The organism is Rhizobacter sp. P5_C2, from assembly GCF_054049715.1.
In genome coordinates, this window is record NZ_JBFULV010000043.1 from 17,880 (window position 1) to 42,243 (window position 24,364).

22 protein-coding genes and 2 tRNA genes are annotated in these 24,364 nt (G+C 69.1%); 6 read left to right on the forward strand and 18 right to left on the reverse strand.

Annotated features, from left to right (window positions below; translation table 11 throughout):
• Positions 1-61 precede the first annotated feature (61 nt).
• From ACXJLU_RS17275 to ACXJLU_RS17285, 3 genes are read right to left on the reverse strand one after another with little or no spacing between them, the layout of a single operon-like run.
• A complete protein-coding gene (locus ACXJLU_RS17275; protein WP_073467122.1) occupies positions 62-1,288 on the reverse strand; it encodes an HlyD family type I secretion periplasmic adaptor subunit in 1,227 nt (408 codons plus the stop codon).
• Between the two features lie 2 nt (positions 1,289-1,290).
• Entirely contained in the window at positions 1,291-3,549 is a 2,259-nt protein-coding gene (locus ACXJLU_RS17280; protein WP_457333007.1) for a type I secretion system permease/ATPase, read from the reverse strand.
• Between the two features lie 19 nt (positions 3,550-3,568).
• Positions 3,569-5,416, reverse strand: a complete 1,848-nt coding sequence (locus tag ACXJLU_RS17285; RefSeq protein ID WP_457333009.1) for an O-linked N-acetylglucosamine transferase, SPINDLY family protein — start codon at positions 5,414-5,416, stop codon at positions 3,569-3,571.
• Between the two features lie 253 nt (positions 5,417-5,669).
• Here ACXJLU_RS17285 and acnA point away from each other — a divergent pair, with 253 nt between their 5' ends.
• Positions 5,670-8,420, forward strand: coding sequence for an aconitate hydratase AcnA (gene acnA, locus ACXJLU_RS17290; RefSeq protein ID WP_457333011.1), 2,751 nt, complete (start codon positions 5,670-5,672; stop codon positions 8,418-8,420).
• A gap of 353 nt (positions 8,421-8,773) precedes the next feature.
• On the opposite strand, the gene ACXJLU_RS17295 is transcribed toward acnA, so the two are convergent.
• From ACXJLU_RS17295 to ACXJLU_RS17320, 6 genes are all read right to left on the reverse strand, one after another.
• Positions 8,774-9,145, reverse strand: a complete 372-nt coding sequence (locus tag ACXJLU_RS17295) for an arsenate reductase (RefSeq protein ID WP_457333013.1) — start codon at positions 9,143-9,145, stop codon at positions 8,774-8,776.
• Positions 9,142-9,636 (reverse strand): hypothetical protein, encoded by a 495-nt coding sequence (locus ACXJLU_RS17300; RefSeq protein ID WP_457333015.1) that lies wholly within the window; start codon positions 9,634-9,636, stop codon positions 9,142-9,144. The genes ACXJLU_RS17295 and ACXJLU_RS17300 overlap by 4 nt, the downstream gene beginning before the upstream one ends.
• A gap of 14 nt (positions 9,637-9,650) precedes the next feature.
• Entirely contained in the window at positions 9,651-10,286 is a 636-nt protein-coding gene (locus tag ACXJLU_RS17305; RefSeq protein ID WP_457333016.1) for a hypothetical protein, read from the reverse strand.
• A gap of 192 nt (positions 10,287-10,478) precedes the next feature.
• On the reverse strand, positions 10,479-10,844 hold the full coding sequence (locus ACXJLU_RS17310) for a hypothetical protein (RefSeq protein WP_457333019.1): 366 nt from the start codon (positions 10,842-10,844) through the stop codon (positions 10,479-10,481).
• A gap of 86 nt (positions 10,845-10,930) precedes the next feature.
• Positions 10,931-11,140, reverse strand: coding sequence for a hypothetical protein (locus tag ACXJLU_RS17315; RefSeq protein WP_073467129.1), 210 nt, complete (start codon positions 11,138-11,140; stop codon positions 10,931-10,933).
• 110 nt (positions 11,141-11,250) lie between these two features.
• The gene (locus ACXJLU_RS17320; protein WP_457333021.1) at positions 11,251-12,285 is read right to left on the reverse strand and encodes a M14 family zinc carboxypeptidase; all 1,035 of its coding nucleotides are present in this window, start codon (positions 12,283-12,285) and stop codon (positions 11,251-11,253) included.
• A 114-nt stretch (positions 12,286-12,399) separates the two neighbouring features.
• On the opposite strand from ACXJLU_RS17320, the gene ACXJLU_RS17325 reads away from it, so the two are divergent.
• Complete coding sequence (locus tag ACXJLU_RS17325) at positions 12,400-12,534, forward strand: hypothetical protein (RefSeq protein WP_255376875.1); 135 nt, start codon at positions 12,400-12,402, stop codon at positions 12,532-12,534.
• Between the two features lie 93 nt (positions 12,535-12,627).
• Here the strand turns inward: ACXJLU_RS17325 and ACXJLU_RS17330 are convergent.
• The 7 genes from ACXJLU_RS17330 to ACXJLU_RS17360 form a co-directional block, all read right to left on the reverse strand.
• A tRNA-Lys gene (locus tag ACXJLU_RS17330) sits at positions 12,628-12,703 on the reverse strand.
• 22 nt (positions 12,704-12,725) lie between these two features.
• Positions 12,726-12,801: transfer RNA gene (locus ACXJLU_RS17335), tRNA-Lys, on the reverse strand.
• A gap of 91 nt (positions 12,802-12,892) precedes the next feature.
• The gene (locus ACXJLU_RS17340; protein WP_457333023.1) at positions 12,893-13,720 is read right to left on the reverse strand and encodes a tRNA threonylcarbamoyladenosine dehydratase; all 828 of its coding nucleotides are present in this window, start codon (positions 13,718-13,720) and stop codon (positions 12,893-12,895) included.
• Positions 13,721-13,733: 13 nt separating this feature from the next.
• Positions 13,734-14,537 carry a tol-pal system protein YbgF gene (gene ybgF, locus ACXJLU_RS17345; protein ID WP_073467131.1) on the reverse strand — a complete coding sequence of 268 codons (804 nt, stop codon included), beginning with the start codon at positions 14,535-14,537 and terminating at the stop codon, positions 13,734-13,736.
• Positions 14,538-14,551: 14 nt separating this feature from the next.
• A complete protein-coding gene (gene pal / locus ACXJLU_RS17350) occupies positions 14,552-15,085 on the reverse strand; it encodes a peptidoglycan-associated lipoprotein Pal (RefSeq protein WP_073467132.1) in 534 nt (177 codons plus the stop codon).
• Positions 15,086-15,140: 55 nt separating this feature from the next.
• Entirely contained in the window at positions 15,141-16,424 is a 1,284-nt protein-coding gene (gene tolB, locus ACXJLU_RS17355; protein ID WP_457333026.1) for a Tol-Pal system beta propeller repeat protein TolB, read from the reverse strand.
• Positions 16,425-16,438: 14 nt separating this feature from the next.
• Positions 16,439-17,224: a glycosyltransferase family 2 protein gene (locus ACXJLU_RS17360; protein ID WP_457333027.1), complete on the reverse strand. Its 786-nt coding sequence runs from the start codon at positions 17,222-17,224 to the stop codon at positions 16,439-16,441.
• A gap of 73 nt (positions 17,225-17,297) precedes the next feature.
• Between ACXJLU_RS17360 and msbA the strand changes: the two genes are divergently transcribed.
• From msbA to ACXJLU_RS17380, 4 genes are read left to right on the forward strand one after another with little or no spacing between them, the layout of a single operon-like run.
• Positions 17,298-19,085 (forward strand): lipid A export permease/ATP-binding protein MsbA, encoded by a 1,788-nt coding sequence (gene msbA / locus ACXJLU_RS17365; RefSeq protein ID WP_457333029.1) that lies wholly within the window; start codon positions 17,298-17,300, stop codon positions 19,083-19,085.
• Positions 19,082-19,903 carry a glycosyltransferase family 2 protein gene (locus ACXJLU_RS17370; RefSeq protein ID WP_457333031.1) on the forward strand — a complete coding sequence of 274 codons (822 nt, stop codon included), beginning with the start codon at positions 19,082-19,084 and terminating at the stop codon, positions 19,901-19,903. The genes msbA and ACXJLU_RS17370 overlap by 4 nt, the downstream gene beginning before the upstream one ends.
• Positions 19,900-20,787: a glycosyltransferase gene (locus ACXJLU_RS17375; protein ID WP_457333033.1), complete on the forward strand. Its 888-nt coding sequence runs from the start codon at positions 19,900-19,902 to the stop codon at positions 20,785-20,787. The genes ACXJLU_RS17370 and ACXJLU_RS17375 overlap by 4 nt, the downstream gene beginning before the upstream one ends.
• A complete protein-coding gene (locus ACXJLU_RS17380) occupies positions 20,784-21,884 on the forward strand; it encodes a glycosyltransferase family 4 protein (RefSeq protein ID WP_457333035.1) in 1,101 nt (366 codons plus the stop codon). The genes ACXJLU_RS17375 and ACXJLU_RS17380 overlap by 4 nt, the downstream gene beginning before the upstream one ends.
• Here the strand turns inward: ACXJLU_RS17380 and ACXJLU_RS17385 are convergent.
• The gene (locus ACXJLU_RS17385; RefSeq protein ID WP_457333037.1) at positions 21,865-22,962 is read right to left on the reverse strand and encodes a glycosyltransferase family 9 protein; all 1,098 of its coding nucleotides are present in this window, start codon (positions 22,960-22,962) and stop codon (positions 21,865-21,867) included. The genes ACXJLU_RS17380 and ACXJLU_RS17385 overlap by 20 nt on opposite strands.
• Entirely contained in the window at positions 22,959-24,356 is a 1,398-nt protein-coding gene (locus ACXJLU_RS17390) for a glycosyltransferase family 4 protein (protein WP_457333039.1), read from the reverse strand. Before ACXJLU_RS17390 ends, ACXJLU_RS17385 begins: the two co-directional genes overlap by 4 nt.
• Positions 24,357-24,364: the final 8 nt, after the last annotated feature.

The following is a 24,364-nucleotide window of genomic DNA, read 5'->3' on the forward strand; positions in this document are numbered from 1 at the left end:
GACCGGCGCGCCACGGCCTCCCCCCACGCGCCTTTGCCACGCACCATCCAGCGAACCAGAATCACCGTTCGCGAAACGCCTCTTTCGACTTCAGCATCGGCCGCAGCAAGAAGCTCAGCACCGAGCGCTCGCCGGTGCGCACCTCCACCGAGCCCGTCATGCCCGGCAGCACCGTCAGCGGCTTGCCGCGCTCGCGCAGCGTCGAGCGGTCGGTGCGCAGCATCACGCGGTAGTAGGTCTGGTCCGGCGCGGCGGCCTTCTCGGTGTCGCCGAGCGCGTCCGGGCTGATGTACTCGATCTTGCCCTTCAGCCCGCCGTAGGTCGTGTAGTCGTAGGCCGCGAGCTTGACCTCTGCGGTCTGCCCGACCCGCAGGAAGCCGATCTCCGACGGCTTCACGCGCGCCTCGATCAGCACGCGCGAGGTGATCGGCACGATCTCCATCATCGCGGCGCCCGGGCTCACGACGCCACCCACCGTCACCGAGCGGATGTTCTTCACCAGCCCGCGCACCGGCGATTTCAGCACCGTGCGGCGCAGCACATCCTGCCGGCCGGCGAGCTGTTCCTCGATCTGCGCCAGGTCGGTCTGCACCCGCACGAGCTCGGTGCTCGCGTCCTGGCGAAAGCGGTTCACCCGCTCCTGCGATTGCAGGTGCAGGTCGTTGACCTGGCGGCGCAGCCGCATCACCTCGACCTCGGACATCAGCCCCTTCGCGGACATCGCCTCCGAGACGCCCAGCTCCTTCATCACCAGCTCGATGCTGCGGCCGTTCGAGCGCACCGCTTCATCGAGCCCGCGCTTGCGCGCGTTGAACGCATCGGTCTCCGATTCGACGACGCTGGACAGCGCCGACACGTCGGACGGGAACTGCAAGGCCCGGCCGTTCGCTTCGGCCGTCAGCCGCGCGACGGTGCCGCGCAGCGCGGCGCGCTTGACCTGGGCCTCGTTCTGCTGTGATTCGAAACGCGTCGGGTCGAGCTGCGCCAGCTCCTGCCCCTCCTGCACCTGCATGCCTTCGCGCACGAACAGCTCGCGCAGGATGCCGCCTTCGAGGCTCGCGATCACCTGCTCCTTGCCGTCGGGCACCACGCGGCCGTCGGCACGCGTGATCTCGTCGACGCGCGCGGTCGAGGCCCACGCGATCGCGACGATCACCGCGACGGCCATCAAGTACAGCGTCCAGGTCGCGCGCGACATGTCGTCCATCACCTGCGCGGCGCGGACCTCGCTGAGGAACTTGGCGTCGCCGGATTTCAGCTCGGCTTGTTGTTTCTTCTTGCCGAACATGGTCAGACCGCCGCCTCACGCTGAACGGGCTGCGAGGCCGGATGCAGATGCAGGTTGCTCGGCCCGTTGCCCTCCGGCGTCGCCGTCGCCGCCGGCTTCGCGCCCGACAGCGCCGCCAGTACCTGTGCCTTCGGCCCGTCGAGCACGACCTTGCCGCCGTCGACCACGATCACCCGCTGCGCCAGTTCCAGCACCGCCGGGCGGTGCGTCACCATGATCAGCGTGCGCTTGCCCGCCGCTTCATTCAGCTGGCGCAGGAACATCACTTCCGATTGCGCGTCCATCGAACTGGTCGGCTCGTCCATCAGCAAGATCTGCGGCTGCGTCGCGAGGCAGCGCGCCAGCGCGACCAATTGCCGCTGCCCGCCCGACAGCAGCCCGCCCATCTCGCCGACCGACAGCTCCCAGCCCTGCGGGTGCGACGCGACCACGCGGTCGAGCCCGGTCACGCGGGCCACCTCGGCCAGCCGTGCCGGGTCGACCGTCGCGCGGCCGAGCATCACGTTCTCGCGCAGCGTGCCGTTGAAGAGCCGCGGCTCCTGCGACACGAAGCCGACCTTCGCGCGGAAGTCGGCCGGATCGATCTGCCGCAGGTCGATGCCATCGACCTCGACCATGCCCTCGGTCGGCTGGTAGAGCCCCGCCAGCAGCCGCAGGATCGTCGACTTGCCGCTGCCGATGCGCCCGAGGATCACGACGCGCTCGCCCGGCTCGAACTTCAGGTTGATGCCCTTCAGCACCTTCGGCGCCGCGCCGTCGCCTCCCGTCGCCGGGTACGCGAAGTTCAGCTCGTGCAGGCCCAGCTTGCCGGTGATGCGGTGGTTCGCGATGTAGGTCTTGCCGCTCTCGCGCTCCACCGGCAGCGACATCATCTGGTCGAGCGCGGCCATCGCGGCGCGTGCGCCCTGGTAGCGCGTCGCGAGGCTGACCACGCTGCCCAGCGGCGCGATCGCGCGGCCGGCGAACATCACCGCGCCGATCAGCGCCCCGCCGCTGACCGCGCCCTCCTTGATCAGGTACACGCCCCACACCAGCATCACCAGCGTGATGGCTTGCTGCGCGGCGGCCGAGATGTTGTTGGTGAGGCCCGACAGCGCCCGCGCGCGCAGCGACGATTCGGCCGCGGCCGCGGTGGCATCTTCATAGCGGCGCAGGAACTGGCCTTGCGCGCCGGCCGCCTTCAGGTCTTCCAGCCCTTCGACCGCCTCGACCAGCACGCCCTGCAGGTCGGCCTGGAAATGCATGTTGGCGGCCATCGAGCGGCGCAGCGAACTCTGGATCGCCCAGGCCATGCCGAGGATCAGCGGGATCGCGAGCACGATCACCCAGCCGAGCGGCCCGCCGATGATGAAGACCATCGCGACGAACAGCGCGATGAACGGCAGGTCGCTGACGGCCGACAGCGTCGCACCGGCAAAGAAATCGCGCACCAGCTCGATCTGCGCCAGGTGGTGCGCGTACGAGCCGGCCGAGGCCGGGCGGTGCTCCATGCGCACGCCCAGCGTCTGGCGGAACAGCAGCGAGCCGATGATCAGGTCGGCCTTCTTGCCGGCCGCGTCGATCAGGTGGGTACGCAATTGGCGCGCGACCAGGTCGAACACCAGCGCCAGCGCCGCGCCGGTGGCCAGCGCCCACAGCGTGACGAAGGCCTGGTGCGGGATCACCTTGTCGTAGACCACCGAGGTGACGATGCCGGTCACCATCATCAGCACGTTGCTGAGCAGCGCCGCCAGCAGCGCCGAGCGGTAGTACGGCAGAAAGCGGCGCATCGTGCCCCACAGCCAGTGGCTGTTCGGGTCGCGCAGCGCCTCGTTGTGCTCGGCGTTCGGCGCCTGCACCTTGGGCGACGCGACGAACGCGATGCCGGTGTATTCGCCCGCCAGCTCGGCCTCGCTCGCCTTGCAGGTGTGCGATTCGGGGCCCGGCATCACCACGTCGTACGAGTCGGCCGAGAGGCGCTTGACGACGATGCAGGCGTCGCCGTTGCGCAGCAGCAGCACGGCCGGCAGCAGCAGCGCGTGGATCTCGGAAATCTTGCGCTGCACCAGCCCGGCATTGAAGCCGGCCTCGCGCATCGCGCGCACCGCCTGGTCAGGCCCGAGCGCGCCGGCCAGCGGCATGCCGGCCAGCAGCGACGCCGCCGAGCGCTCGCGGCCGTGGTGGCGCGTCAGCCAGACGATGGACTGCAGCAAGGCATCGTCCGGCGGCGCAGCGGCAGCGCCGCTGGCTCCGGGTTCGATGAAAGGCTCTTGCCGGTCCATGGGTCAGGAATGCTCGGGTTCAGCCGCGGTGCTGCAACGCGAGCCGCTCGAACTCGGTCTCGATATCGCGCACGAGGCCCGGCACGTCGAACAGCTTCGACTGTCGGCCGTGCTCGGCCAGGTAGCGCTTGTACGACGCGATGCGCGCCGGGTTGTGGCCCAGCTGCACGCCCAGGCGCTCGTAGTCGTCGATCGAGTTCGTGATCAGGTCGGGCAGGCCGACGGCGGACAGCAAGCTGCCGGCCATGCGCGCGATGTAGGTGCGGCCGGCGCAGGTGAGGATCGGCAGGCCCATCCACAGCGCGTCGCTCGCGGTCGTGCCGGCGTTGTACGGGAAGGTGTCGAGGAACAGGTCGGCCAGCGGGAAGCGCGCCAGGTAGTCGGCCGGCATCACCCGCGGCGCGAAGATCAGCCGCTCGCGCGCGATGCCGAACGCATCGGCCTGGCGCAGCATGTTCTCTTGCGACCATTCGTTGTCGGCCAGCAGCCACAGCACGCTGCGCGGCACCTGCTGCAGCATGCGCATCCAGCTGGCGAACACCGGCTCGGTGAACTTGTGGTTGTTGTTGAACGAGCAGAACACGAACGCGTCTTCCGGCAGCCCGTACTGCGCGCGCGTCGGCACCGCGCCGCTCTCGCGCTGGCGGTCGCTGACCTGGTAGCAGTGCGGCACGTACAGCGGCTTCTCGGTCATGTAGGGCAGCAGCTCGGGCGGCATCACGAAGCGGTCGGCCAGGATCCAGTCGACGCCCGGCAGGCCGGAGGTGGCCGGCAGGCCGAGGTAGCTGACCTGCACCGGCGCCGGGCGGTGGCCGAGGATGGCCGGCCGCGCGCCGTTGGTGATGCCCTGCAGGTCGACCAGCACGTCGATGCCGTGCTGCGCGATCAGCTGGGCGGCGGTCGCGTCGTCGACGCCGCCGAGCGGCACGAAGACGTCCATGGATTTGCGCAGGCGGGCGCGCAGCGGCGTGCCGTCTTCGCGCGACCAGCAGAAGCCGTGCACCTCGAAGCGGCTGCGGTCGTGCAGCTCCAGCAGTTCGGCCGTCAGCAGCCCGACCGCGTGCATGCACAGGTCGCCCGACAGGTAGCCGACCCTGATGCGGCCGGTGCGCGGCGGGCGGCCGGCATGCACCGGCACGGCCGGCGGCTTCGGCACGCGGGTGTGCACGAAGCGCTGGGCGGCCATCAGCTGCACGGCAGGGTCGTCGCTCAGGCCGAGCGTGGCCAGCGGCGAGGTGCCTACCATCAGCTGGTTCGGCGTGACCTCGCCCACCGCCTGGTAGACCGGCCATTCGCACTGCTTCTGGCGGATGTGCACGTAGTGCTGCAGCACGTCGGACTGGTCGGCCTTCAGTTCGAGGCTCTTCACCAGGCTGGCTTCGGATTCGGCGAAGCGGCGCTGCATTTCCAGCAGCCGCGCCAGGTTGTTCAGCGCATGCAGCCGGATCTCTTTCAGGCCCTGTGGGTTCGATTCGGTGATGTCGACGACGGCGCGCCATTCGGCCAACGCCTCTTCGGGGCGGCCGAGGTGCTCCAGCTGGTGGCCCAGGTTCAGGCGCGCCTGCGGGAAATCGGCATGGAAGGCCAGCGCCCGGCGGTAGGCCTGCTCGGCCTCGGCATGGCGGTTCAGCAGCCCGAGCACGGTGCCCCAGTTGAAGCAGGCGACGTGGCGCCACGGCGATTCGGTGTGGGCGATCCAGTTTTCGTAGAGCTGCGCCGAGGCCTCGGCCAGGCCGCGCTGGGCGAGCTGCTGGGCGCGGTCGAGCAGCTCGTTGAGCTGCATCCCGCCGGAACGGGCATGCGCGATTTCGCGCTCCACCTCGGCGGGGGTCGCGGCGGCGGTGGGCGAGGCGGGGCGGTTGTCCATGCGTGGGGCGTGCGTTGGGGCCGGAGGATATCGGTTCGCCCCATTGTGGGCAGGGCCGGCCCCGGCCGGTCAGGGCAATAAGCGCAGGAATACCGCTCACTTCGCGCCGTGCCCCCGCTGGCCGGTCGGCGCCGGGCTCTCCCTAGGGAGCGAGGGCATGGGGTTTTCGTGAGCCGTGTCACGGTTCTTGCAGCGCCCGGGGGCACAATCGTTCGACCCGACCCTTGCGATGACCCCTTACGGAGAGCTGCCCATGGCCCAAGACGACAAGTCCACCAAGAAGTCCCCCCGGAAGTCCGCCCCCGACCACGCCTTCTCGAACACGCTGAAGACGCTGAAGACCGGTTCGGGCAAGGCCGGGCAGTATTTCTCGCTGCCGGAACTGGCCAAGACCCACCCCAACGTCAACCAGCTGCCGATCTCGATCCGCATCGTGCTCGAGTCGGTGCTGCGCAACTGCGACGGCAAGAAGGTCACGGCGGAGCACGTCGCCCAGCTCGCCGACTGGCAGCCGACGGCCGAGCGCGTCGACGAGATCCCGTTCGTCGTCGCCCGCGTCGTGCTGCAGGATTTCACCGGCGTGCCGCTGCTGGCCGACCTGGCCGCGATGCGCAGCGTCGCCGCGGCGATGGGCAAGAACCCGAAGACCATCGAGCCGCTGGTGCCGGTCGACCTGGTCGTCGACCATTCGGTGATGGTCGACTACTACGGCACGAAGAACGCGCTCGACCTGAACATGAAGCTCGAGTTCCAGCGCAACAACGAGCGCTACGAGTTCATGAAATGGGGCATGCAGGCCTTCGACACCTTCGGCGTCGTGCCGCCCGGCTTCGGCATCGTGCACCAGGTGAACCTCGAATACCTGGCGCGCGGCGTGCACCAGAAGGACGGCATCTACTACCCCGATTCGCTGGTCGGCACCGACAGCCACACGACGATGATCAACGGCATCGGCGTGGTCGGCTGGGGTGTCGGCGGCATCGAGGCCGAGGCCGGCATGCTCGGCCAGCCGGTCTACTTCCTGACGCCCGACGTGGTCGGCCTGGAACTCACCGGCCAGCTGCGCGAAGGCGTGACGGCCACCGACCTGGTGCTCACCGTCACCGAGCTGCTGCGCCGCGAGAAGGTGGTCGGCAAGTTCGTCGAGTTCTTCGGCGAAGGCACCAGCACGCTGTCGCTGCCCGACCGCGCGACCATCGCCAACATGGCACCCGAGTACGGCGCGACGATGGGCTTCTTCCCGGTCGACGGCAAGACCATCGAGTACTTCAAGGGCACCGGCCGCACCAAGGCCGAGATCGATGCGTTCGAGAGCTACTTCAAGGCGCAGGGCATGTTCGGCGTGCCGAAGTCGGGCGACATCCACTTCTCGAAGGAGGTCTCGCTCGACCTGTCGACGGTGACGCCGTCGCTGGCCGGCCCGAAGCGCCCGCAGGACCGCATCGAGCTCGGCAAGATGAAGAGCGAGTTCACCGAGCTGTTCAGCAAGCCGACCTCGGCCAACGGCTTCAACCAGCCGGCCGAGAAGCTGCACCAGGTGTTCACGACCAAAGACGGCCTGGAAGTGCGCAACGGCGACGTGCTGATCGCCGCGATCACCTCGTGCACCAACACCTCGAACCCGGCCGTGCTGCTGGCCGCCGGGCTGCTGGCCAAGAAGGCGGTGGAAGCCGGCCTGACGGTGGCCAAGCACATCAAGACCTCGCTCGCGCCCGGCTCGCGCATCGTCACCGAATACCTTGAGAAGACCGGCCTCACGCCCTACCTCGACAAGCTCGGCTTCAACCTGGCCGGCTACGGCTGCACCACCTGCATCGGCAATGCCGGCGACCTGACGCCCGAGCTGAACGAGCTGATCACGAAGAACGACCTGGTGTGCGCCGCGGTGCTGTCGGGCAATCGCAACTTCGAGGCGCGCATCCATCCGAACCTGAAGGCGAATTTCCTGGCGTCGCCGCCGCTGGTGGTGGCCTACGCGATCGCCGGCAACGCGACGCGCGACCTGATGACCGAGCCGGTGGGCAAGGGCAAGGGCGGGCGCGACATCTACCTGGGCGACATCTGGCCGAGCGCCGACGAGATCGCCAAGCTGATGAAGTTCGCGATGAACGCCGATGCCTACCGCGACAACTACGAGAAGATCGACCGCAAGCCCGGCAAGCTGTGGGAGAAGATCAAGGGCGTGAAGGGCGAGACCTACACCTGGCCGCACAGCACCTACATCGCGAAGCCGCCGTTCTTCGACGATTTCCACATGACGCCGGCGCTGGCCGATGCGGGCGTCAAGGGCGCGCGCGCGATGGCGCTGTTCGGCGACTCGATCACCACCGACCACATCTCGCCGGCCGGCTCGATCAAGGAGGCCTCGCCGGCCGGCAAGTGGCTGAAGGAGAACGGCGTGCTGAAGGCCGACTTCAACAGCTACGGCTCGCGCCGCGGCAACCACGACGTGATGGTGCGCGGCACCTTCGCCAACGTGCGGATCAAGAACCTGATGATCCCGGCCGAGGCCGACGGCAGCCGCGAGGAAGGCGGCGTGACGCGCTTCCAGCCGGGCAACGAGAAGATGTTCATCTACGACGCGGCGATGAAGTACATGGCGCAGAACACGCCGACCATGGTGTTCGCCGGCGAGGAGTACGGCACCGGTTCGTCGCGCGACTGGGCGGCCAAGGGCACGCAGTTGCTGGGCATCAAGGCGGTGGTGGCGCGCAGCTACGAGCGCATCCACCGGTCCAACCTGGTGGGCATGGGCGTGCTGCCGCTGCAGTTCCGCGGCACCGACTCATGGCAGTCGCTGGGCATCACCGGCGACGAGACCTTCGACGTGCTGCTGGGCGCCGACCTGAAGCCGCAGCAAGAGGCCACGCTGGTGATCAAGCGGGTGGACGGCACCACGCACGACGTGAAGCTGACGCTGCGGATCGATACGCCGATCGAGGTGGATTACTACAAGCACGGAGGGATTCTTCCATTCGTGCTGAGGCAACTGCTGGCGGCTTGATCGCTTGAGCTTGGCGAAGGCGCGCGGGGGGAGGCCGTGGCGCGCCGGTCGGGTCGGTCTTCGCCCCTCTCGGGGCGAAGACTTCCCTCCGCTGACTGGTTTCATGGCCCGTCGCCGAAACTCCCGCCACTCACTTCGTTCGTTGTGGTCAAACAGTCGGCGACAGTCAGTTCACGATCGCGCTGCGCGCGGGGCCATCAAACCAGCCAGCTCCGGCGACCCGCCCTGATTGGCGCTCCACAGCCTCCCCCCACGCGCCTTCGGGCACCGCACTGCTACTTTGGGGGGTGACAAGCCGAAAGTGAGGGTTGATCCCCGGCAACGAGCCTCGTAGCCCGGATGCCAATCCGGGTTCAACCGGCCTTGAGCGCTTGCGCGAATACTTGCTCTGAGAACCCGACAGTCACGTGACCGTCTGGCCAGCGCACCACCGGTCGCTTGATCGTGCTGGGCTGCGCCTGCATCACCGCACGCGCCGAGGCCGCATCGGTCACGCCGGCCTTGGTCGCGTCATCGAGCCCGCGCCACGTGTTGCCCTTGCGATTGAGCAGCGTCTCCCAGTCGACCTGCTGCAGCCAGCCGTCGATCAGCGCATCCGGCACGCCCTCTTTCTTGAAGTCGCGGAACTGCACCTCGGCGCCCTGCCCGGCCAGCCACTGGCGGGCCTTCTTGACGGTGTCGCAGTTCGGGATGCCATGAAGAGAAATCGCGGGAGTCAGGCTCATGTCCGGCTGTCGCTGTCGTGGTCGTTGTAGTCGCACATCGGGTCGATGCCGTACCCGGTCTCGACCACCTTGCCATCATCGCCGACGCTGACCTGGAACCACTGGCAGAACGGCGTCCAGTAGCGGTACGACCACACCGTCAGGTGCTGCCGGCCGATGTGCTGCTGCTGCGCTGGATGGCCGAACTCGAACAGGATCTGCTCGCCCGGCGTGCCGACCATCACCGCATTGAAGCGCGCCTCGGTCAGCACCTGCTGCCAGCCTCTCAAGCGGCCCTGCGCATCGAGGTCGAGCATGTAGGTGTGCTTGCCGAACGGACCGCGCGCGTACTCGAGCCGCTTGCCGCCGCCGGGCAACGGGTACTCGCCGGTCGGCGGACCCATGCGCTCGGTGATCGCGCTCACTGTCGCCCCCGGGGTCAGGCCGCCAGGGTCGTAGCCGGCGCAGCCGGCGAGCACCACTGCCAGCAGCCATGCGAAACGAATCCTCACATCGAACCCCAGCTTCAGAACCAGCCAGCCTTTTGCGCGCCCGCCAACAACGCGGTCGCCAGTTCGGCCATCTGCTTGTTGACTTCCTTCGACGGCGCGGTGGTCGCGCGGCCCGTCCACAGCAGCTTGCCGCTGCGCACGTCGGTGATGCTGGTCTCGGCCGCATACCCGACCGTTGCATTGCCCCCGCCGCCCACTGGCGTCGACATGCCGACACCGAGCCCGACGCCGGAGCCGAAGGTGCCGAGCCCGAAGCCGAGGCTCACGCCGCTGTCGGGGCGCGACAACGAGGTCATCGCCCGCGTGCGCAGCACCGCGGTGGCGCCGCGCTCGCGGGCGATGGCGACGTACTCGCCGGTGGGCTTGGAAGCACTGGCGGCAGTGCCGGCGATGTTGCGGTCGGCGTCGTCGAAGGCCACCGCCGTCGCGCCGCGCGCGGTGACCTCGGAGCGCATCTGGTCCTGGCAGATCTGGCGCAGCGGCGCCTCGTCGGCATCGCACACCACCAGCACCTTGGCGCCTTGCAGCGACGTGGGTGCCGCGGCCGGATCGCTCCATTGAGAATCGAGGCGGGTGGTCGATGCGCACCCCGCTGCGGCCAGCAGCACCAGCGAGCCGCACAGCCCGGCCATCCGCGTGATCTTCACCATCATGTCGCTCCTGCATAGAAGAGGCGGCCAGTGCATGCACTGACCGCCAAGGGACCGCCGAATTCGGAGGAGCATTACCAGCGGCCCAACCCCGAAGTCATGCTACGGCGGGGGCTTGGGGCACGGTGTAGGACGAAATCCCGATCTGTCCTAGGCGCCGCGGCAAGCATCGCCGACGCCGGAGATTGTGCGTCAGAGCCCCAGGCGCGGACGGCGTGGGGCCGTGGCGACCGGCGTGCGCGCAGGCAAGTCGGCGTCGGCCTCGATCTCGCGCACGACCGCCGGTGTCTCGATCGCGACAGGCTCGCCGCGCAAGAACCATTCGGGCGCCCGCGCCAGCAACCAGGCCAGTGCGAGGAAGAGCCCGAAGCCGATCACCGCGAACGCCACCATCATCACCGCGTGCTCCCACGGGTCGGTAAAGAAGCCGAACGTGATCGCCGACGTTGCGGCGACCCCCGCGGCCCGCCAGCGGCCGGTGGCGCCGAGCATCCCGCCCAGTGCCACGCCATAGCTGCAGAGGAAGATCAGCGCCAGCAGCAGCTGGGGCAGTCCCATGTGGCGAAGGCTTTGGTGCAGGTCCGACATGGTTTTCAGCGTATTCGCGCGCTGTCGGTTTGCGTGTAGGAAGAAAGCTCGATATTTCAGAGCTGTAACTGACGTAGCTGCCGAGCAACAGGCGCTTTGCGCAACATCGCACGGCCGCGGTCGGTCAGCGTCAGAACGCCGTCGGCTTCACTGAGCAGGCCCTGCACGCAATAGGCCTGCACGAGGTCCTCGCTGAGGGCATTGCCGTGCTTCTCGTACAGGAACTGCATCGCCTGGTCGAAGGCAGGAAGGTAGCTGGTGTCCATTCAGGGGCCCCATCGTTGGCGGATGGCCCACTTTACGGACGCACACTTTGTTGCGACATCGCGCATTCGAGGGGGTTGATTCCCCTCAGGGCGAGGCTGTTGCCGGCGCGCTACGGCGGCGCGACGGCGCCGTACCAGCGCTGCAGCGCGAGCTGCCCGTGGCGCTCGCGCGAGTCGGGCGACGGCAGCCAGCGCTTCCAGCTCGCCGCAGCGCGCGCGAGGAAATCGAGCAGCGCCATGTGCTGGCGCAGCACGCGCTGCTGACGGTGCGCGATCAGCGGGTTGAAGATGCCGTGGCGCGAGAACAGCTGGCGCGGATTCTTCTTGACCCACAGCCACGAGCCCATCTCCAGCGTCAGCGGCAGCAGCAGGCGCTGCGGCAAGGCCGACGCGCGCTGGTAGAGGTGGTCCCACAGGTCGCCGTGCGCGAGGTACTGGCGGCTCTGCGGCTCGAACACATAGCGGTTGTTCGGATGCGACTGCTGGAAGATGCCGTGCAGCGCGTCCATCTCGGGCAGGTGAGCCATCGGCGCGCGCGTGTGGGCATACGGAAACCACAGCCGGTCGCGCAGCCCGAAGCCCGAGTGGCAATCGACCGCGAGGCTGAACGGCCGCGCGAGCAGTTCTTCTTCGACCACCTGGCACAGCGCGGCGCTCTCGGGCTGCATCGGCGCGCCGGCCGGGCCGCGGTACCACGGCAGTGATGCACTGAGGCGCTGGCCGCCGAGCAGGAAGGGCACGCGGTCCTGCGCATCGACCGGTGCGTTGCGCATCAGGTCGACGCCTTGCGGATTGGCCCGCGTACCGCGCGCAATGCCGCCGGGGTTGACGACCGGCATGAAGACCATGCGCACGCCGTCGAGCTGGCGGTGCAGCGACTCGTCCCAGCGCAGCCGCATCACCAGGCTGCGCAGGTGCGCCATCACGACCGCCGAGCCGATGCGCTCCAGCCCGTGCACGCCGCCGAAGAAGCCGACCGCGGGGATGTCGGGCGCCGGGTTGCCGAGCGCCACCGAGATCACCGGCAGGCACGGGGCGCCGTCGCCCGCGCCCGCGTCGACCTCGCACAGCACCCGCGCGCTCAGGTGCGAGCCGCCCTCGTCGATCAGGCGCTGCAGTTCGATCAGTTCGGTCGGTGTTTGCAAGGAATGCCGGGCTCGCGGTGCCGGCGGAGGATAACGCGGGCGGCGTGCGCGGTCTGCCATCAAACCGTCATGCAGGCTTGCTACGGTGCCGCATCGTCAACTCAGGAGACGCCGATGAACGGCATCATCCGCAGGTTCCCGGTGCGGCCGGGACTCGCATGGCAGATCGGCGTCGCGGTCGCGAGCAGCCTGCTGTGGGGCGCGATCGAACTGGCCGCGCTGTGCAGGGCACGCTGGACGCGCAGGTGATCCGGGAGGATGCCGCTGCCGACCGGCTGGAAGCGCCTGGCGGGCAAAAGAAAAACCCCGGAGAGCATCGACGCTCTCCGGGGTTTCTTGTGTTGGTGGGCCCCGACAGATTCGAACTGTCGACCAACGGATTAAGAGTCCGCTGCTCTACCAACTGAGCTAGGAGCCCTCTGACTGAAACTGACCAAAACTGGTGGGCTGTGCAGGACTTGAACCTGCGACCAACGGATTAAAAGTCCGCTGCTCTACCAACTGAGCTAACAACCCAGCAAGCCCATGACTATAGCATGCCTCGCAGGGTCATCCTTGAATCACGCTCGTGCGATGTTTGAACATCTTTCACGAGCACTGCCTCAACTCAGCGGAGCCCTGATTGTAGCCCGATTTCGAGCGCTTCAGACGCCAGCACCAGTCCAAAAGTTGCGGTGACGACCACGGTCGAGCCGTAGCCGTGGCAGTTCAGGCTGCCGTCGGTCGCGGTGGTGTCGACACCACAGGCATCGCCATCGGCGGCCGGCATCACCACCGCCTCGCGCGAGAACACGCAGCGCACGCCGATCGCGCCGCTGCGGGCTGCTCCGTGGTGCTTGCGCAGGCGCTGCCTCAGCGACGCGAGCAAGGGGTCGTGCGTGACGTTCGCGAGGTCGTCGACCTCCACCGCCTGCGGTCGGCGCTTGCCGCCGGCGGCACCCGCCATCACCAGCGGCGTGCGCGTCGCGATCGCCCACTGCGCCAGCGCGAGCTTGGCCTGCACCTGGTCGCAGGCGTCGATCACCGCATCGACCGGGCCCGGCAGCAGCGCGGGCCAGTTCTCGGCGGTGACGAAATCGTCGACCAGCCGCACCTCGCAGCCGGGGTGGATGTCGGCGATGCGCTCGCGCAAGGCCTCGCCCTTCGCCTGGCCGAGCGTCGCGCCGGTCGCCTGCACCTGGCGGTTGATGTTCGACTCGGACACGTGGTCCATGTCGATCAGCACCAGCGACGCAACACCGCTGCGCGCGAGCGCCTCGGCCGTCCAGGAGCCGACGCCCCCGAGCCCCACCACCGCGACGCGCAACGCGCGCAGCCGCTGGTAGCCGGCGTCGCCGTACAGGCGGCGCAGGCCGCCGAAGCGGCGCTCCAGGTCGGGCTCCAGCGGATCGAGCGCGAGCAGATCGAGCACAGGCAAGTCGTTGACGGCGTTCACGGCAGACTCACTGTCACTTCATCGACGCCAACCGCTCCTTGGCAGCCTCGGCCGCCTCGGATTTCGGATACGTCTTCAGCAGGTCATCGAGCGTGCGCTTCGCGCCTTTCGCGTCCTTCAGCTCGAGCTGGCAGTTCGCGATCGACAGCAGCGCCTCGGGCGCGCGCGGGCTCTGCGGCGCGACCTTCAGCAACTCGCGGAACGACGCGGTGGCCTCGCGGTACTCGCGCTTGCCGTACTGCGCATTGCCGAGCCAGAACAGCGCCACGTCGTTGTAGCCGCTGGCCGGGTAGCGCTGGCGGAACGCGACGAAGGCCGATGCCGCGCCGGGGAAATCGCCCTTGCGCATCACGGCCATCGCATCGTCGAACTGCTTCTTCTCTTCAGGATCGACGAGGAACTCCTTGTCGTCCATCGTGACCTTCTGCGGTTCGAGCTTGCGGATGCGGTCGTCCACGCCCTGCGCGATGTCCTTCTGCCGGCGCTGCAGCTCGGACACGTCGCGCGTGAGCTGCTCGTTCTGGCCGACCAGCTTGGCCGCATCGCTGCGCATCAGCTCGATCTGCGTGTTCAGGTCGAGCAGGCTGCGCTTCAGCTTGCCGATTTCTTCGAGCAGCTGCGCGTTCATCTCGGCCTGGCGCTGCGCCTGCTGCTTGTTGCTTTCTTCGAGCTTGCCGCGCAGGTCGAGGATGGCCCGGCGCGCCTCGTCGTCGTCGAACAGCCCGGCGTGCGCGGCCGGCGCCGCCACCAGGGCGACAACCGCCAGCAGCGGCGCCCACCAGGCGCCGCCGAACCGTCCGCGAAGAATCGATTGCATGCCCGGCCTCACGATCACTTGGTGGCGAATTCAGCGCGGCGGTTCTTGGCCCACGCCGCTTCGTCGCTGCCCTGCACCGCCGGACGCTCCTTGCCGAAGCTGACGGCCTCGACCTGCGTCTGCGACACGCCCAGCAGCTCGAGCGACTTGACGACCGCTTCGGCGCGCTTCTGGCCGAGCGCCAGGTTGTACTCGCGGCCGCCGCGTTCGTCGGTGTGGCCTTCGACGGCGATCTTCTTCGACTTGTTGGCCGACAGGTTCTTCGCCTGCGCCTCGACCGTCGGGCGGAACTCGTCCTTCACGACGTAGCTGTCGTAGTCGAAGTAGATGACGCTGCTGGCCGGTGCCGGCGCGTTCTTCGTCAGGTCGACGCTCGCGACCTGCGATTGCGAGGTGCCGGCGTTGTTGGCGCCGCTGTTCGACGAGCTGGTGCCGGTCGAGCGGTTCTCGACCGGGGCCTGCTTGTCGTCGAGCTTGACGCCGGAAGCACAGCCCGCCAGGACGGCGGAAGTCAGAGCAGCGAGAAGGGTGAAACGTGTTGCTTTCATGGTGTTGAAACTCCTGGTCGTGTTGTTGTCGAGAAAGAATGCGTCGGCCGTTTTTCTAGCGGCCGTACGGGCCCCACATGGGCTCGCGGACATCGGCGGCTGTCGACACCAGCTTCGCCTTGATCTTGCCGTCCAGCGTGGTGGTCATCAGCACGTCGCGCCCTTGCGCGCGCGAGGCGTAGATGATCAGCCGGCCGTTCGGCGCAAAACTCGGGCTTTCGTCGTCGCTGGTGTCGCTGAGGGCCAGCGGCGTCGCGCCCGGGTTGGTCAGGTCCATCAGGTACAGCCGGAAGGCGTTGCCCTGGCGGGAAATGTAGGCGAGGTTGCGGCCGTCCGGGCTGAGCGACGGGCTGATGTTGTAGTTGCCCGAGAACGTGACGCGCTCGACCGCGCCGCCGCCGAGCGCCGTGCGGTACACCTGCGGGCCGCCCCCGCGGTCGCTGACGAAGTACAGCGTGCGGCCGTCGGGCGTGAACACCGGTTCGGTGTCGATCGCCTGGCTGGTGGTGATGCGCTTCGGCTCGCCGCCGTTGCGGCCCATCAGGTAGAGCTGCGAGATGCCGTCGCGGCTCAGCGTGAGGGCCAGCGACTGCGAGTCGGGCGACCAGGCCGGCGCGCTGTTCGAGCCGCGGAAGTTCGCGATCATGCGGCGCTCGCCGGTGGCGACGCTCTGCACGTAGACGATGGCCTTCTGCTTCTCGAACGACACATACGCCAGTTCCTGGCCGTTCGGCGCCCACGCCGGCGAGATGATCGGCTCGGGGCTGTTCAGCGCGACCTGGCCGCCTTCGCCGTCGGCGTCGGCGATGCGCAATGCATAGCGGCTGCCGGTGCGGGTGACATAGGCGATGCGGGTCGAGAACACGCCCTTGTCGCCGGTCAGCTTCTCGTAGACGTAGTCGGCGATGCGGTGCGCGGCCAGCCGCAGGTCGGCCGGCTGCACCGCATTGCTCTGGCCGCCGAGCTCCTGGCCCTTGACGATGTCCCAGAGCTTGAAGCGCACGTCGAAGCGGCCGTCGGAGAGGCGGGTCACCGAGCCGGCCACCAGCGCGTCGGCGCTGCGGCCACGCCATTCGGCCATCACCGGCTGCGCGGTCTCGTCGATCGCCACGCTGTTGTCGATGCCGCGGAACACGCCGGCGCGCTCCAGGTCGGCCCGGATGATGGCCGACAGCGCCTGCGTGGTCTTGTCTTCATCGCGGAACTTGGCGATCGCGATCGGCACCTGCGTGGCGCCGACCCCGGCGATCTCCACGCGGAATTGCGCAAAAGCCGGGACGGTGGCCGGCCCGCACAAGGCGAGGCCGGAGGCAGCGGAAAATTGACGTCGGTTCAGCATCCAGTGTCCTGATCTCAAATTGTGGTCTTGGTTCCAGCAGCGTCCACGAACGCCATTTTCAGGTATCGGTAATAGGTGCCTTCGGCGTTGTAGACCGCCAGCACGAAACCCAGCCGCCCGTCCAGGAAGCCCCGCCGCAGCAGGTAGGCCCTGAAGAACGCCCACGCTCCATGGGCAAGCGCCGTACCCAGCCCGCCGCCGCGGCCGGCACGCACCTTGTCGACGGCGCGGCCGCTGCTGTAGCGGTTCATCTTGTCCAGCGCGTCGTGCAGCGTCGGCATGGTCTCGTGCAGCAGGTCGCCGGGAAGGCGCCCGACCGGGCCTTGCACGTCGAGCCGCTCGTGCACCAGGTCGTCGGTGAAGCGGGCACGCCCGCGCAGGAACAGGCGCGTGACCCGGTCAGGGTACCAGTCGCCATGCCGCATCCACTGTCCGCAGAAACGCGACAGGCGTGACAACTGGTAGCCTGACGGACCTTCCGCGCCGTCCGCGCCCGGCGCCACCGCCGCCCGGATCGCCGCCGCGAGCGCCTCGCTGACCCGTTCGTCGGCGTCCAGGCTCAGCACCCAGTGCCCTTGTGCGAGCTCGAGCGCCCGGTTCTTCTGCCGGCCGAAGCCGGGCCAGTCGTCGGTGCGGGTCACGCGGGCGCCGAGCGCGGCGGCCTGCTCGCGGGTGTCGTCGGTGCTGCCGGAGTCGACGACGATCCATTCGTCGGCGAACGCGACGCTCTTCAGGCAATCCGCGATCTGGTGGCCTTCGTTGTGCGTGATGACGATGACCGACAGGTTCGGAGCGGGCATGGAGGGCGGTTGGTGCGTGCAGCGCGAGGTGCCGGGATTGTAGGCAGTGCCGGCGAACGATAATGCGCCCGGAATGAGCACCCCCACCCTGCCCCTGAAAGAGCGCCTGAAGCGCCTGGCCCCTTATTTCGCCGACAGCGGCAAGGGCTTCGTCCTGATGATCGTCGGCTCGATCGTCGGCGCGCTGACCGAACCGGTGATCCCGGCGCTGATGAAGCCGCTGCTCGACAAGGGCTTCACCGCCGACGGCATTCCGCTGTGGACGGTGCCGGTGGCGATCATCGGGCTGTTCCTGATCCGCGGCGTCGCCGGGCTGATCGCGCAGTACGGCCTGGCCTGGTCGGCCAACCGCGGCACGCAGGCGCTGCGCACCGCGATGTTCCAGCGCCTGATGACGGTGCAGCCGACGCTGTTCAGCCACAGCACCGCCAGCAGCCTGACCAACACCCTCACCTACGAGGTGCAGAGCGGCGCCGGCCTGCTGGTCGGCTCGGTGATGACGCTGGTGCGCGATTCGGCCACGCTGATCGCGCTGCTGGCCTACCTGCTGTGGGTGAACTGGCAGCTGACGCTGTTCGTCGGCGTGCTGGTGCCGGCGGTCGCCTTCGTGATGCGCAAGCTCAGCAAGCGCCTGCACCGCCTGACGGTCGAGGGCCAGCGCGCCACCGACCAGCTCGCCTACGTGGTCGAGGAGAACGTGCTGGCCTGGCGCATCGTGCGCCTGCACGGCGCCGAGGCCGGCCAGGCCGGACGCTTCCGCGCGCTCAGCGACACGCTGCGCCGGCTGTCGATCAAGTCGACGATGGCCGCCGCGACGATGACGCCGGTGACCCAGATGATCGCCGCCTGCGGCCTGTCGGCGGTGATCGTCGCGGCGCTGTGGCAGAGCACCCATGCCGGCAGCACCGCCGGCAGCTTCGCGGCCTTCATCACCAGCATGCTGATGCTGCTGGCGCCGATCAAGCACCTGTCGGAGGTGGCCGGGCCGATCACCCGCGGGCTGGCGGCGCTGGAACGCGGCGTCGCGCTGATCACCGATGCACCGGTCGAGGAAGGCGGCAGCCACGACCCCGGGCGCGCCCAGGGCCGCATCGAGATGCGCCACGTCGGCCTGCGCTACAAGACCGACCACGCGCCGGCACTGGCCGACGTGAACCTGCGGCTGAACATCGGCGAGACGGTCGCGCTGGTCGGACCGTCGGGCGCCGGCAAGACGACGCTGGTCAACCTGCTGCCGCGCTTCCTGGAACCGACCGAGGGCGAGCTGCTGCTCGACGACCGGCCGGTCCGCGAATGGAACGTCGCCGCGCTGCGCCGGCAGTTCGCGCTGGTGAGCCAGGACGTGGTGCTGTTCAACGACACCGTGGCGGCCAACGTGGCGCTGGGCGACACCGGGCCGGACGACGCTCGCACCATCGATGTCGCCCGCGTGCGCGAGGCGCTGCGCGCGGCCAACCTGCTGAAGTTCGTCGAGGAGATGCCGCAGGGGCTGGACTCGCTGATCGGCCACAACGGCAACCAGCTGTCGGGCGGCCAGCGGCAACGGCTCGCGATCGCACGCGCGATCTACAAGGACGCGCCGATCCTGATCCTCGACGAAGCGACGTCGGCCCTCGATTCCGAATCCGAGCGCCTGGTGCAGGAGGCGCTCGACCGGCTGATGAAGGGCCGCACCAGCCTCGTGATCGCGCACCGGCTGTCGACCATCAAGGCCGCCGACCGCGTGCTGGTGCTCGAGGCCGGCCGCGTCGTCGAACAAGGCACGCATGCCGAGCTGCTGGCCCAGGGCGGGCTGTTCGCGCACCTGCATTCACTCCAGTTCCGCACCCCCCACGCCGCGCCATCGGAGACCCGAGGATGACCCGACTGAGCATCATCACCGCCGTGCACAACCAGCTGGAGATGAACCGCTGGTTCGTCGAGCACCTGCAGCGCTGCACGCGCATGCCGTCGGAGCTGATCATCATCGACAACGCGTCGACCGACGGCTCGGCCGAGTTCTTCGAATCGGTCGGCGCCAAGGTCATCCGCAACGCGCAGAACTTCTCCTACCCGTACACACAGAACCAGGGCATCAAGGCCGCGCAGGGCGACTGGCTGGCCTTCCTGAACAACGACATCGTCGTGCCGCCGGACTGGGACACGCGCCTCGTCGCCAACGCCGAGCTGCACGGGCTGGATGCGCTGACGGTGTGCGGCATCGAGCGCGTCGAGACGCCCGAGGCCACGCACACGCTGCGCCGGCGCTGGAAGCGGGCCTCGCTGCCGGTGCGGTTCTTCGGCGCGAAGCAGCCCTGGCTCGGCATGTCGCACCGCTGGATGTACGGCGACTGGGAGCGCTTCTGCCGCCATCGCGCCGAGCAGTTCGAAGGCCTGGTGATCGAGGGCTACGTCGGCAATTCGGTGCTGATGAACCGGCGCGCGATCGACCGCATCGGGCTGTGGGACGAGCGCATCCAGGCCGCCGATGCCGACCTGTTCCTGCGCGCCAAGAAGCGCGCGGTCGAGGTCGGCGACATCCGCCCGCTGCACATCGCGCTCGACGTGTTCGTGCACCACTACATCCGCGTGACGCTGCGCGCGCGCCCGCCGGCCTTCGCCGACGCCGCGCGCCTGATCCCGATGGAGAAGAAGTGGAGCGCGGCCGAGGTGGCGCGGCTGGCGGCGCACACGCTATGACGGCCGCCGTTCCGGCCTCCATCAGCGGCTTCACGTTCCTGCGCAACGGCGTCAAGCTCGGCTTCCCGTTCGAAGCGTCGGTGCGCTCGCTGCTGCCGCTGGTCGACGAGTTCGTGATCGCGGTCGGCCGCGGCGAGGACGACACCCGCGCGCGGCTGCTGGCGATCGGCGACCCGAAGATCCGGCTGATCGACACCGTCTGGAACGAGCGCATGGAATCGCGCGGCTTCGTCTACGCGCAGCAGAAGATGATCGCGCAGTACGCCTGCACCGGCGACTGGGCCTTTTACCTCGAAGGCGACGAGGTGCTGCACGAGGGCGAACTGGCGGCGATCCGCGCATCGGTCGAGCGCCACCACGCCGACCGCCGCATCGAGGCGCTGGTGTTCGACTACCTGCACTTCTACGGCTCGCCGCACTGGCTGGCGACCAGCCCCGCCTGGTACCGGCGCGAATGCCGGCTGATCCGCAACACGATCCGCAGCTACGCGCCCGACGGCCAGTTCTGGGTCGTGATGGACAAGCACCGCCGCGGCCGCCACCCGAACGCGGCGCTGGCGAACGCCCACATCTACCACTACGGCCACGTGCGCCGCACCGACTACATGCAGGCCAAGCTCGACCAGGTGAGCAAGTACTGGTCGCACGGCGCGCCGACGGTGCACTACGGCAACATCGATCCGCAGTCGCTGGTGCCGTACACCGGCACGCACCCGGCGCTGATGGCCGACTGGCTGCGCGACGAGGCCGAGCAGCACTTCGCGCCCGACCCGGCGCACGTGCTCACCAGCCGCGAGCGCAAGCACCGTTGGTCGATGAAGGTCGAGCGGCTGCTGGGCCTGGATCTCAGCCGCAAGCACTATCGCCTGATCACGTCCCCGTGACCACGCCTGCCCGCCACGTCGGCATCAGCCTCGGCATGATCGATTCGCTGAGCGACGGACTCGGCGAGTTTTCGACGCAGATCTGCGAGCACGTCGCGCGCATCGCACCGACCTGGCGCGAACAGCACGGCGTGCGCTTCCACCTGCACATGCCCGCCCGCTGGCACGGCCGCTTCGGCGACCAGGTCGGCTACCTCGCGACGAGCAAGCTGCAGGGCTACTGGCACTGGCAAGGAAATTGGCAACACCGGCGGCGCTTCGACGTCTGGCACGGGCTGAACCAGCTCGGCCGCATCATCCCGCCGCTCGGCACGCGGCGTTCGCTGCTGACCATCCACGACCTGAACCCGGTCTACCACGACAGCGAGCCGCAGGCCCGCAAGGCGCTCGACAAGCTGCGCCGCCGGCTGCGCCGGTTCGACGAGGTGACGACGCTGACGCACCACGTCGAGGGCGACATCCGCCGGCACCTCGGCTGGACCGGCCCGATCAGCGTGATCCCGAACGGCGCCCGCGACCTGAACACCCATGCCCAGGACGCCGTGCCCGGCATCGTGCCGGGCCGCTACCTGCTGCACCTGAGCCGCATGGCGGCCTCGAAGAACCCGCAGAGCCTGGTCGACATGGCCGCACTGTGGCCGCAGCAGGCGCTGGTGCTGGCCGGGCCGCGCACCGGTGATTCGGACCGGCTGGCGGCGCAGGTGCGCGAGCGCGGCCTCTCGAACGTGACGGTGGTGCAGGAGGTGAGCGATGCGCAGAAGACCTGGCTGTACGCGCACTGCCAGGCCTTCGTGTTCCCGTCGCTGACCGAAGGCTTCGGGCTGCCGCCGCTGGAGGCGATGCACTTCGGCAAGCCGGTGTTCCTGTCGCGACTGACCAGCCTGCCGGAGGTCGGCGGCACGCACGCCGGCTACTTCGACAGCTTCGAGCCGCAGGCAATGCGCCGCACCATCGAGACCGAGACGCCGCGCCTGCTGCGCGAAGGCCTGGCGATCCGTGCACATGCCGCGCAATTCCGCTGGGACCGCGCGGCCGAGGCCTACCTCGCGATCTACCAGCGCCTGCTCGGCACGACCGTCAGCGCGACGCCGCGTTGAGGCAGGCGAGCGCCGCGGCGAGCACCGCGTCGGGGTCGATGTCGTCGACCTGCACCGGGCCGTGCAGGCAGGTCGTGCGGTTGGCCGACGTGACGCGCAAGGCCGGCAGGATCTCGCCCGCGAACAGCGCGACCACCGGCGTGTCGGTGGTGTGGGCCACGTGCAGCAGCCCGCCGTCGGCGCACAGCGCGAGCGCGCAGCGGCCGATCAGCTCCTGCACCTCGCCGAGGCTGTGGCGCCCGACGCGGTCGATCAGCGGCAGGCCGATCTCGGCGGCGACGATCGCGTCGCGCATCGCGAGGCCGTTGTCGGCGCCGACCAGCACCACATGCGGCACCCGGCCGGTCGCCGCCAGGCCCCGCAGCACGTCGGTCCAGCGGGTGTAGGTGCGCCAGTCGCGCACGCCGCCCAGCGCGACGGCGATGGCGCCCGGCGGGATCGCCAGCGCGGCGATCGCGTCATGCTCGGCATGCGACGGCTGCATCGTCGGACGGGCCATCGTCTCGAGCGCAGCGCCCGGCAAGCCCATCAGCTGGGCCAGCCGGTAGAAGCCGAACAGCGTGCGGTTGAACTCCGGGCCGGTGTAGCAGCCCTGCACGTGCACGAACGGCACGCGGCGGAAATGCTGCAGCTTGTCGCGCACCGAGCGCGACGACATGCTGTGCAGCATCACCAGGTCGTAGCCGCCGGCGGGCAGGTCGCGCGCCGACGAGGCGACGTTGGCGAACACCGCATCGCTGCGGTACAGCGGCAGCAGGTGCGCTTCGGTCAGCAGGTCGAGCCGCGCGCCGCGCCGGTGCAGCAGCACCCGCGCCGCCAGGTCCATCAGCGAATCGCCGACCTGCGGCGTGCCCTGGTGGATCCACAGGATGCGCCGGTGCACCGCCGGATCGATGCGCTCGCGCCGCAGGCCCGACTGCCCGTGCAGCGCGAGGTTCAACTCACGCATCGCACGGCGGCGCGCGGCCTGCCAGGGGGAATGGCTCGCGGCGTACTGCGCGGCCGAACTGGGCAAGGGCCAGTCGAACGGTGGCTGCCACGTGGCCTCGCCGTAGCGGCGGATGCGTTCGACGATCACGACAACGCGGCGCGCGGCGAGGCGGTCGGCACCAGCACCGCCGCCGCACCGGTGCCGACCACGCAGCGGAACACGTGGTCGGCCACATCGGTCCAGCGGCGCAGCGCGGCGGCGCGGATCGCCGCCTCGCGGCGCGCGACCAGAGCCGGGTCGGCCAGCGCGGCGAGCAGCCTGGCGGCGATGTCGGCCGGGTCGTGCGGATCGACATAGTCGATCAGGTCGCCGCACACCTCCGGCACCGACGACGCCTTCGACGCGACGCAGTACTTGCCGAACCAGGCCGACTCGCCCACCGGCAGGCCCCAGCCTTCGTAGAGGCTCGGGTAGGCGGTGAACAGACAGTGGCCGTACAGCCAGGCCAGGTCGTGGTCGCTCGGCGATTCGACGATGCGCACCTTGCCTGCGAGCCCCGGCGACTTCATCAGCGACAGGAATTCCTCGATGTGCCAGCCGTGGCGGCCGGCGAACACCAGGTCGGGCGCGCGCTCGCCGAGCCGATCGATCACCTGCTGCCAGGCGCGCAGCAGGCCGACGCCGTTCTTGCGATTCTCGAGCGTGCCGACGCACAGCACGAAAGGCGCCGACGGCAGGCGCGCCTCGGCCGAGGCCGGCATCGGCACCCGCGCATTGCGCTCGAAGCCGTCGAGTTCGTGCGCGAGCGGCACGACGGCGATGTCCCAGTGCGCGGCATCGCTGCCGATGTACTCGCGCAGGTCGCGCGCCGTCCACGCCGAGATGCACAGCGCGCGCGGCCGCAGCGCGACGATCTGGTCCAGCCAGCCGGTGAACTCGCGGATGCGCTCCGGCGCGAAGAGCGCCTGGCAGGTCTGCGGGATCAGGTCGTAGACCATCTGCACCACGTCGCCGCCGCGCGCACGGTGCTCGCGCGCCAGTTGCAGCGTCTCGGCGTTGTCGATGCTCAGGATCACCTGGCGCGAACCGGACGGCAGCGCCTTCACCTCGTGCAGCGCGAGCGGTGCGACCTGCACCGGCCTCGCCAGCCCCATCGCGGCCAGGCGCTGCGGCAACCAGCGTGCGGACACATGCACGTCGAGCTTCTTCCAGGCGCGCAAGGCCTTGTTGCCGTCGAAGCGGCGCAGGTAGTTCTTGATGGTGCGCTCGCGCGGCAGGTAGCGGTGCGGCGCTTCCAGGCCCAGGCGCTGCAGCAGCGTCGAGGCGTCGAATTCGTCGTCCGCGAACAGCGACGACGGATCGAACTCGACCATGCCCCGCGCGGCCGAATGGTGGAAGATGCAGCGCACGACCTCGCCGCCGTGCGTACGGCTCAGGTGCGAGATCAGGTTGAAGTGCACCCGCGGGATGCCGGCCACGCGGTCGTGGCTGCCGGCAAACCGGACGATGTCGGTGATGTCGAAGTAGACGCGCTCGCCCATCCCGTTCC

Excerpts from the sequence above, each read along its gene's own strand:
- ACXJLU_RS17280 (WP_457333007.1), bottom strand. The coding sequence starts at position 3,549 with ATGGACCGGCAAGAGCCTTTCATCGAACCCGGAGCCAGCGGCGCTGCC.
- ACXJLU_RS17275 (WP_073467122.1), bottom strand. The coding sequence starts at position 1,288 with ATGTTCGGCAAGAAGAAACAACAAGCCGAGCTGAAATCCGGCGACGCC.
- ACXJLU_RS17360 (WP_457333027.1), bottom strand. The coding sequence starts at position 17,224 with ATGCCCGCTCCGAACCTGTCGGTCATCGTCATCACGCACAACGAAGGC.
- ACXJLU_RS17390 (WP_457333039.1), bottom strand. The coding sequence starts at position 24,356 with ATGGGCGAGCGCGTCTACTTCGACATCACCGACATCGTCCGGTTTGCC.
- ACXJLU_RS17305 (WP_457333016.1), bottom strand. The coding sequence starts at position 10,286 with ATGGTGAAGATCACGCGGATGGCCGGGCTGTGCGGCTCGCTGGTGCTG.
- ACXJLU_RS17325 (WP_255376875.1), top strand. The coding sequence starts at position 12,400 with ATGAACGGCATCATCCGCAGGTTCCCGGTGCGGCCGGGACTCGCATGG.
- ACXJLU_RS17375 (WP_457333033.1), top strand. The coding sequence starts at position 19,900 with ATGACGGCCGCCGTTCCGGCCTCCATCAGCGGCTTCACGTTCCTGCGC.
- acnA (WP_457333011.1), top strand. The coding sequence starts at position 5,670 with ATGGCCCAAGACGACAAGTCCACCAAGAAGTCCCCCCGGAAGTCCGCC.
- ACXJLU_RS17315 (WP_073467129.1), bottom strand. The coding sequence starts at position 11,140 with ATGGACACCAGCTACCTTCCTGCCTTCGACCAGGCGATGCAGTTCCTG.
- ACXJLU_RS17310 (WP_457333019.1), bottom strand. The coding sequence starts at position 10,844 with ATGGGACTGCCCCAGCTGCTGCTGGCGCTGATCTTCCTCTGCAGCTAT.
- ACXJLU_RS17285 (WP_457333009.1), bottom strand. The coding sequence starts at position 5,416 with ATGGACAACCGCCCCGCCTCGCCCACCGCCGCCGCGACCCCCGCCGAG.
- ACXJLU_RS17370 (WP_457333031.1), top strand. The coding sequence starts at position 19,082 with ATGACCCGACTGAGCATCATCACCGCCGTGCACAACCAGCTGGAGATG.
- tolB (WP_457333026.1), bottom strand. The coding sequence starts at position 16,424 with ATGCTGAACCGACGTCAATTTTCCGCTGCCTCCGGCCTCGCCTTGTGC.
- pal (WP_073467132.1), bottom strand. The coding sequence starts at position 15,085 with ATGAAAGCAACACGTTTCACCCTTCTCGCTGCTCTGACTTCCGCCGTC.
- ybgF (WP_073467131.1), bottom strand. The coding sequence starts at position 14,537 with ATGCAATCGATTCTTCGCGGACGGTTCGGCGGCGCCTGGTGGGCGCCG.
- msbA (WP_457333029.1), top strand. The coding sequence starts at position 17,298 with ATGAGCACCCCCACCCTGCCCCTGAAAGAGCGCCTGAAGCGCCTGGCC.
- ACXJLU_RS17295 (WP_457333013.1), bottom strand. The coding sequence starts at position 9,145 with ATGAGCCTGACTCCCGCGATTTCTCTTCATGGCATCCCGAACTGCGAC.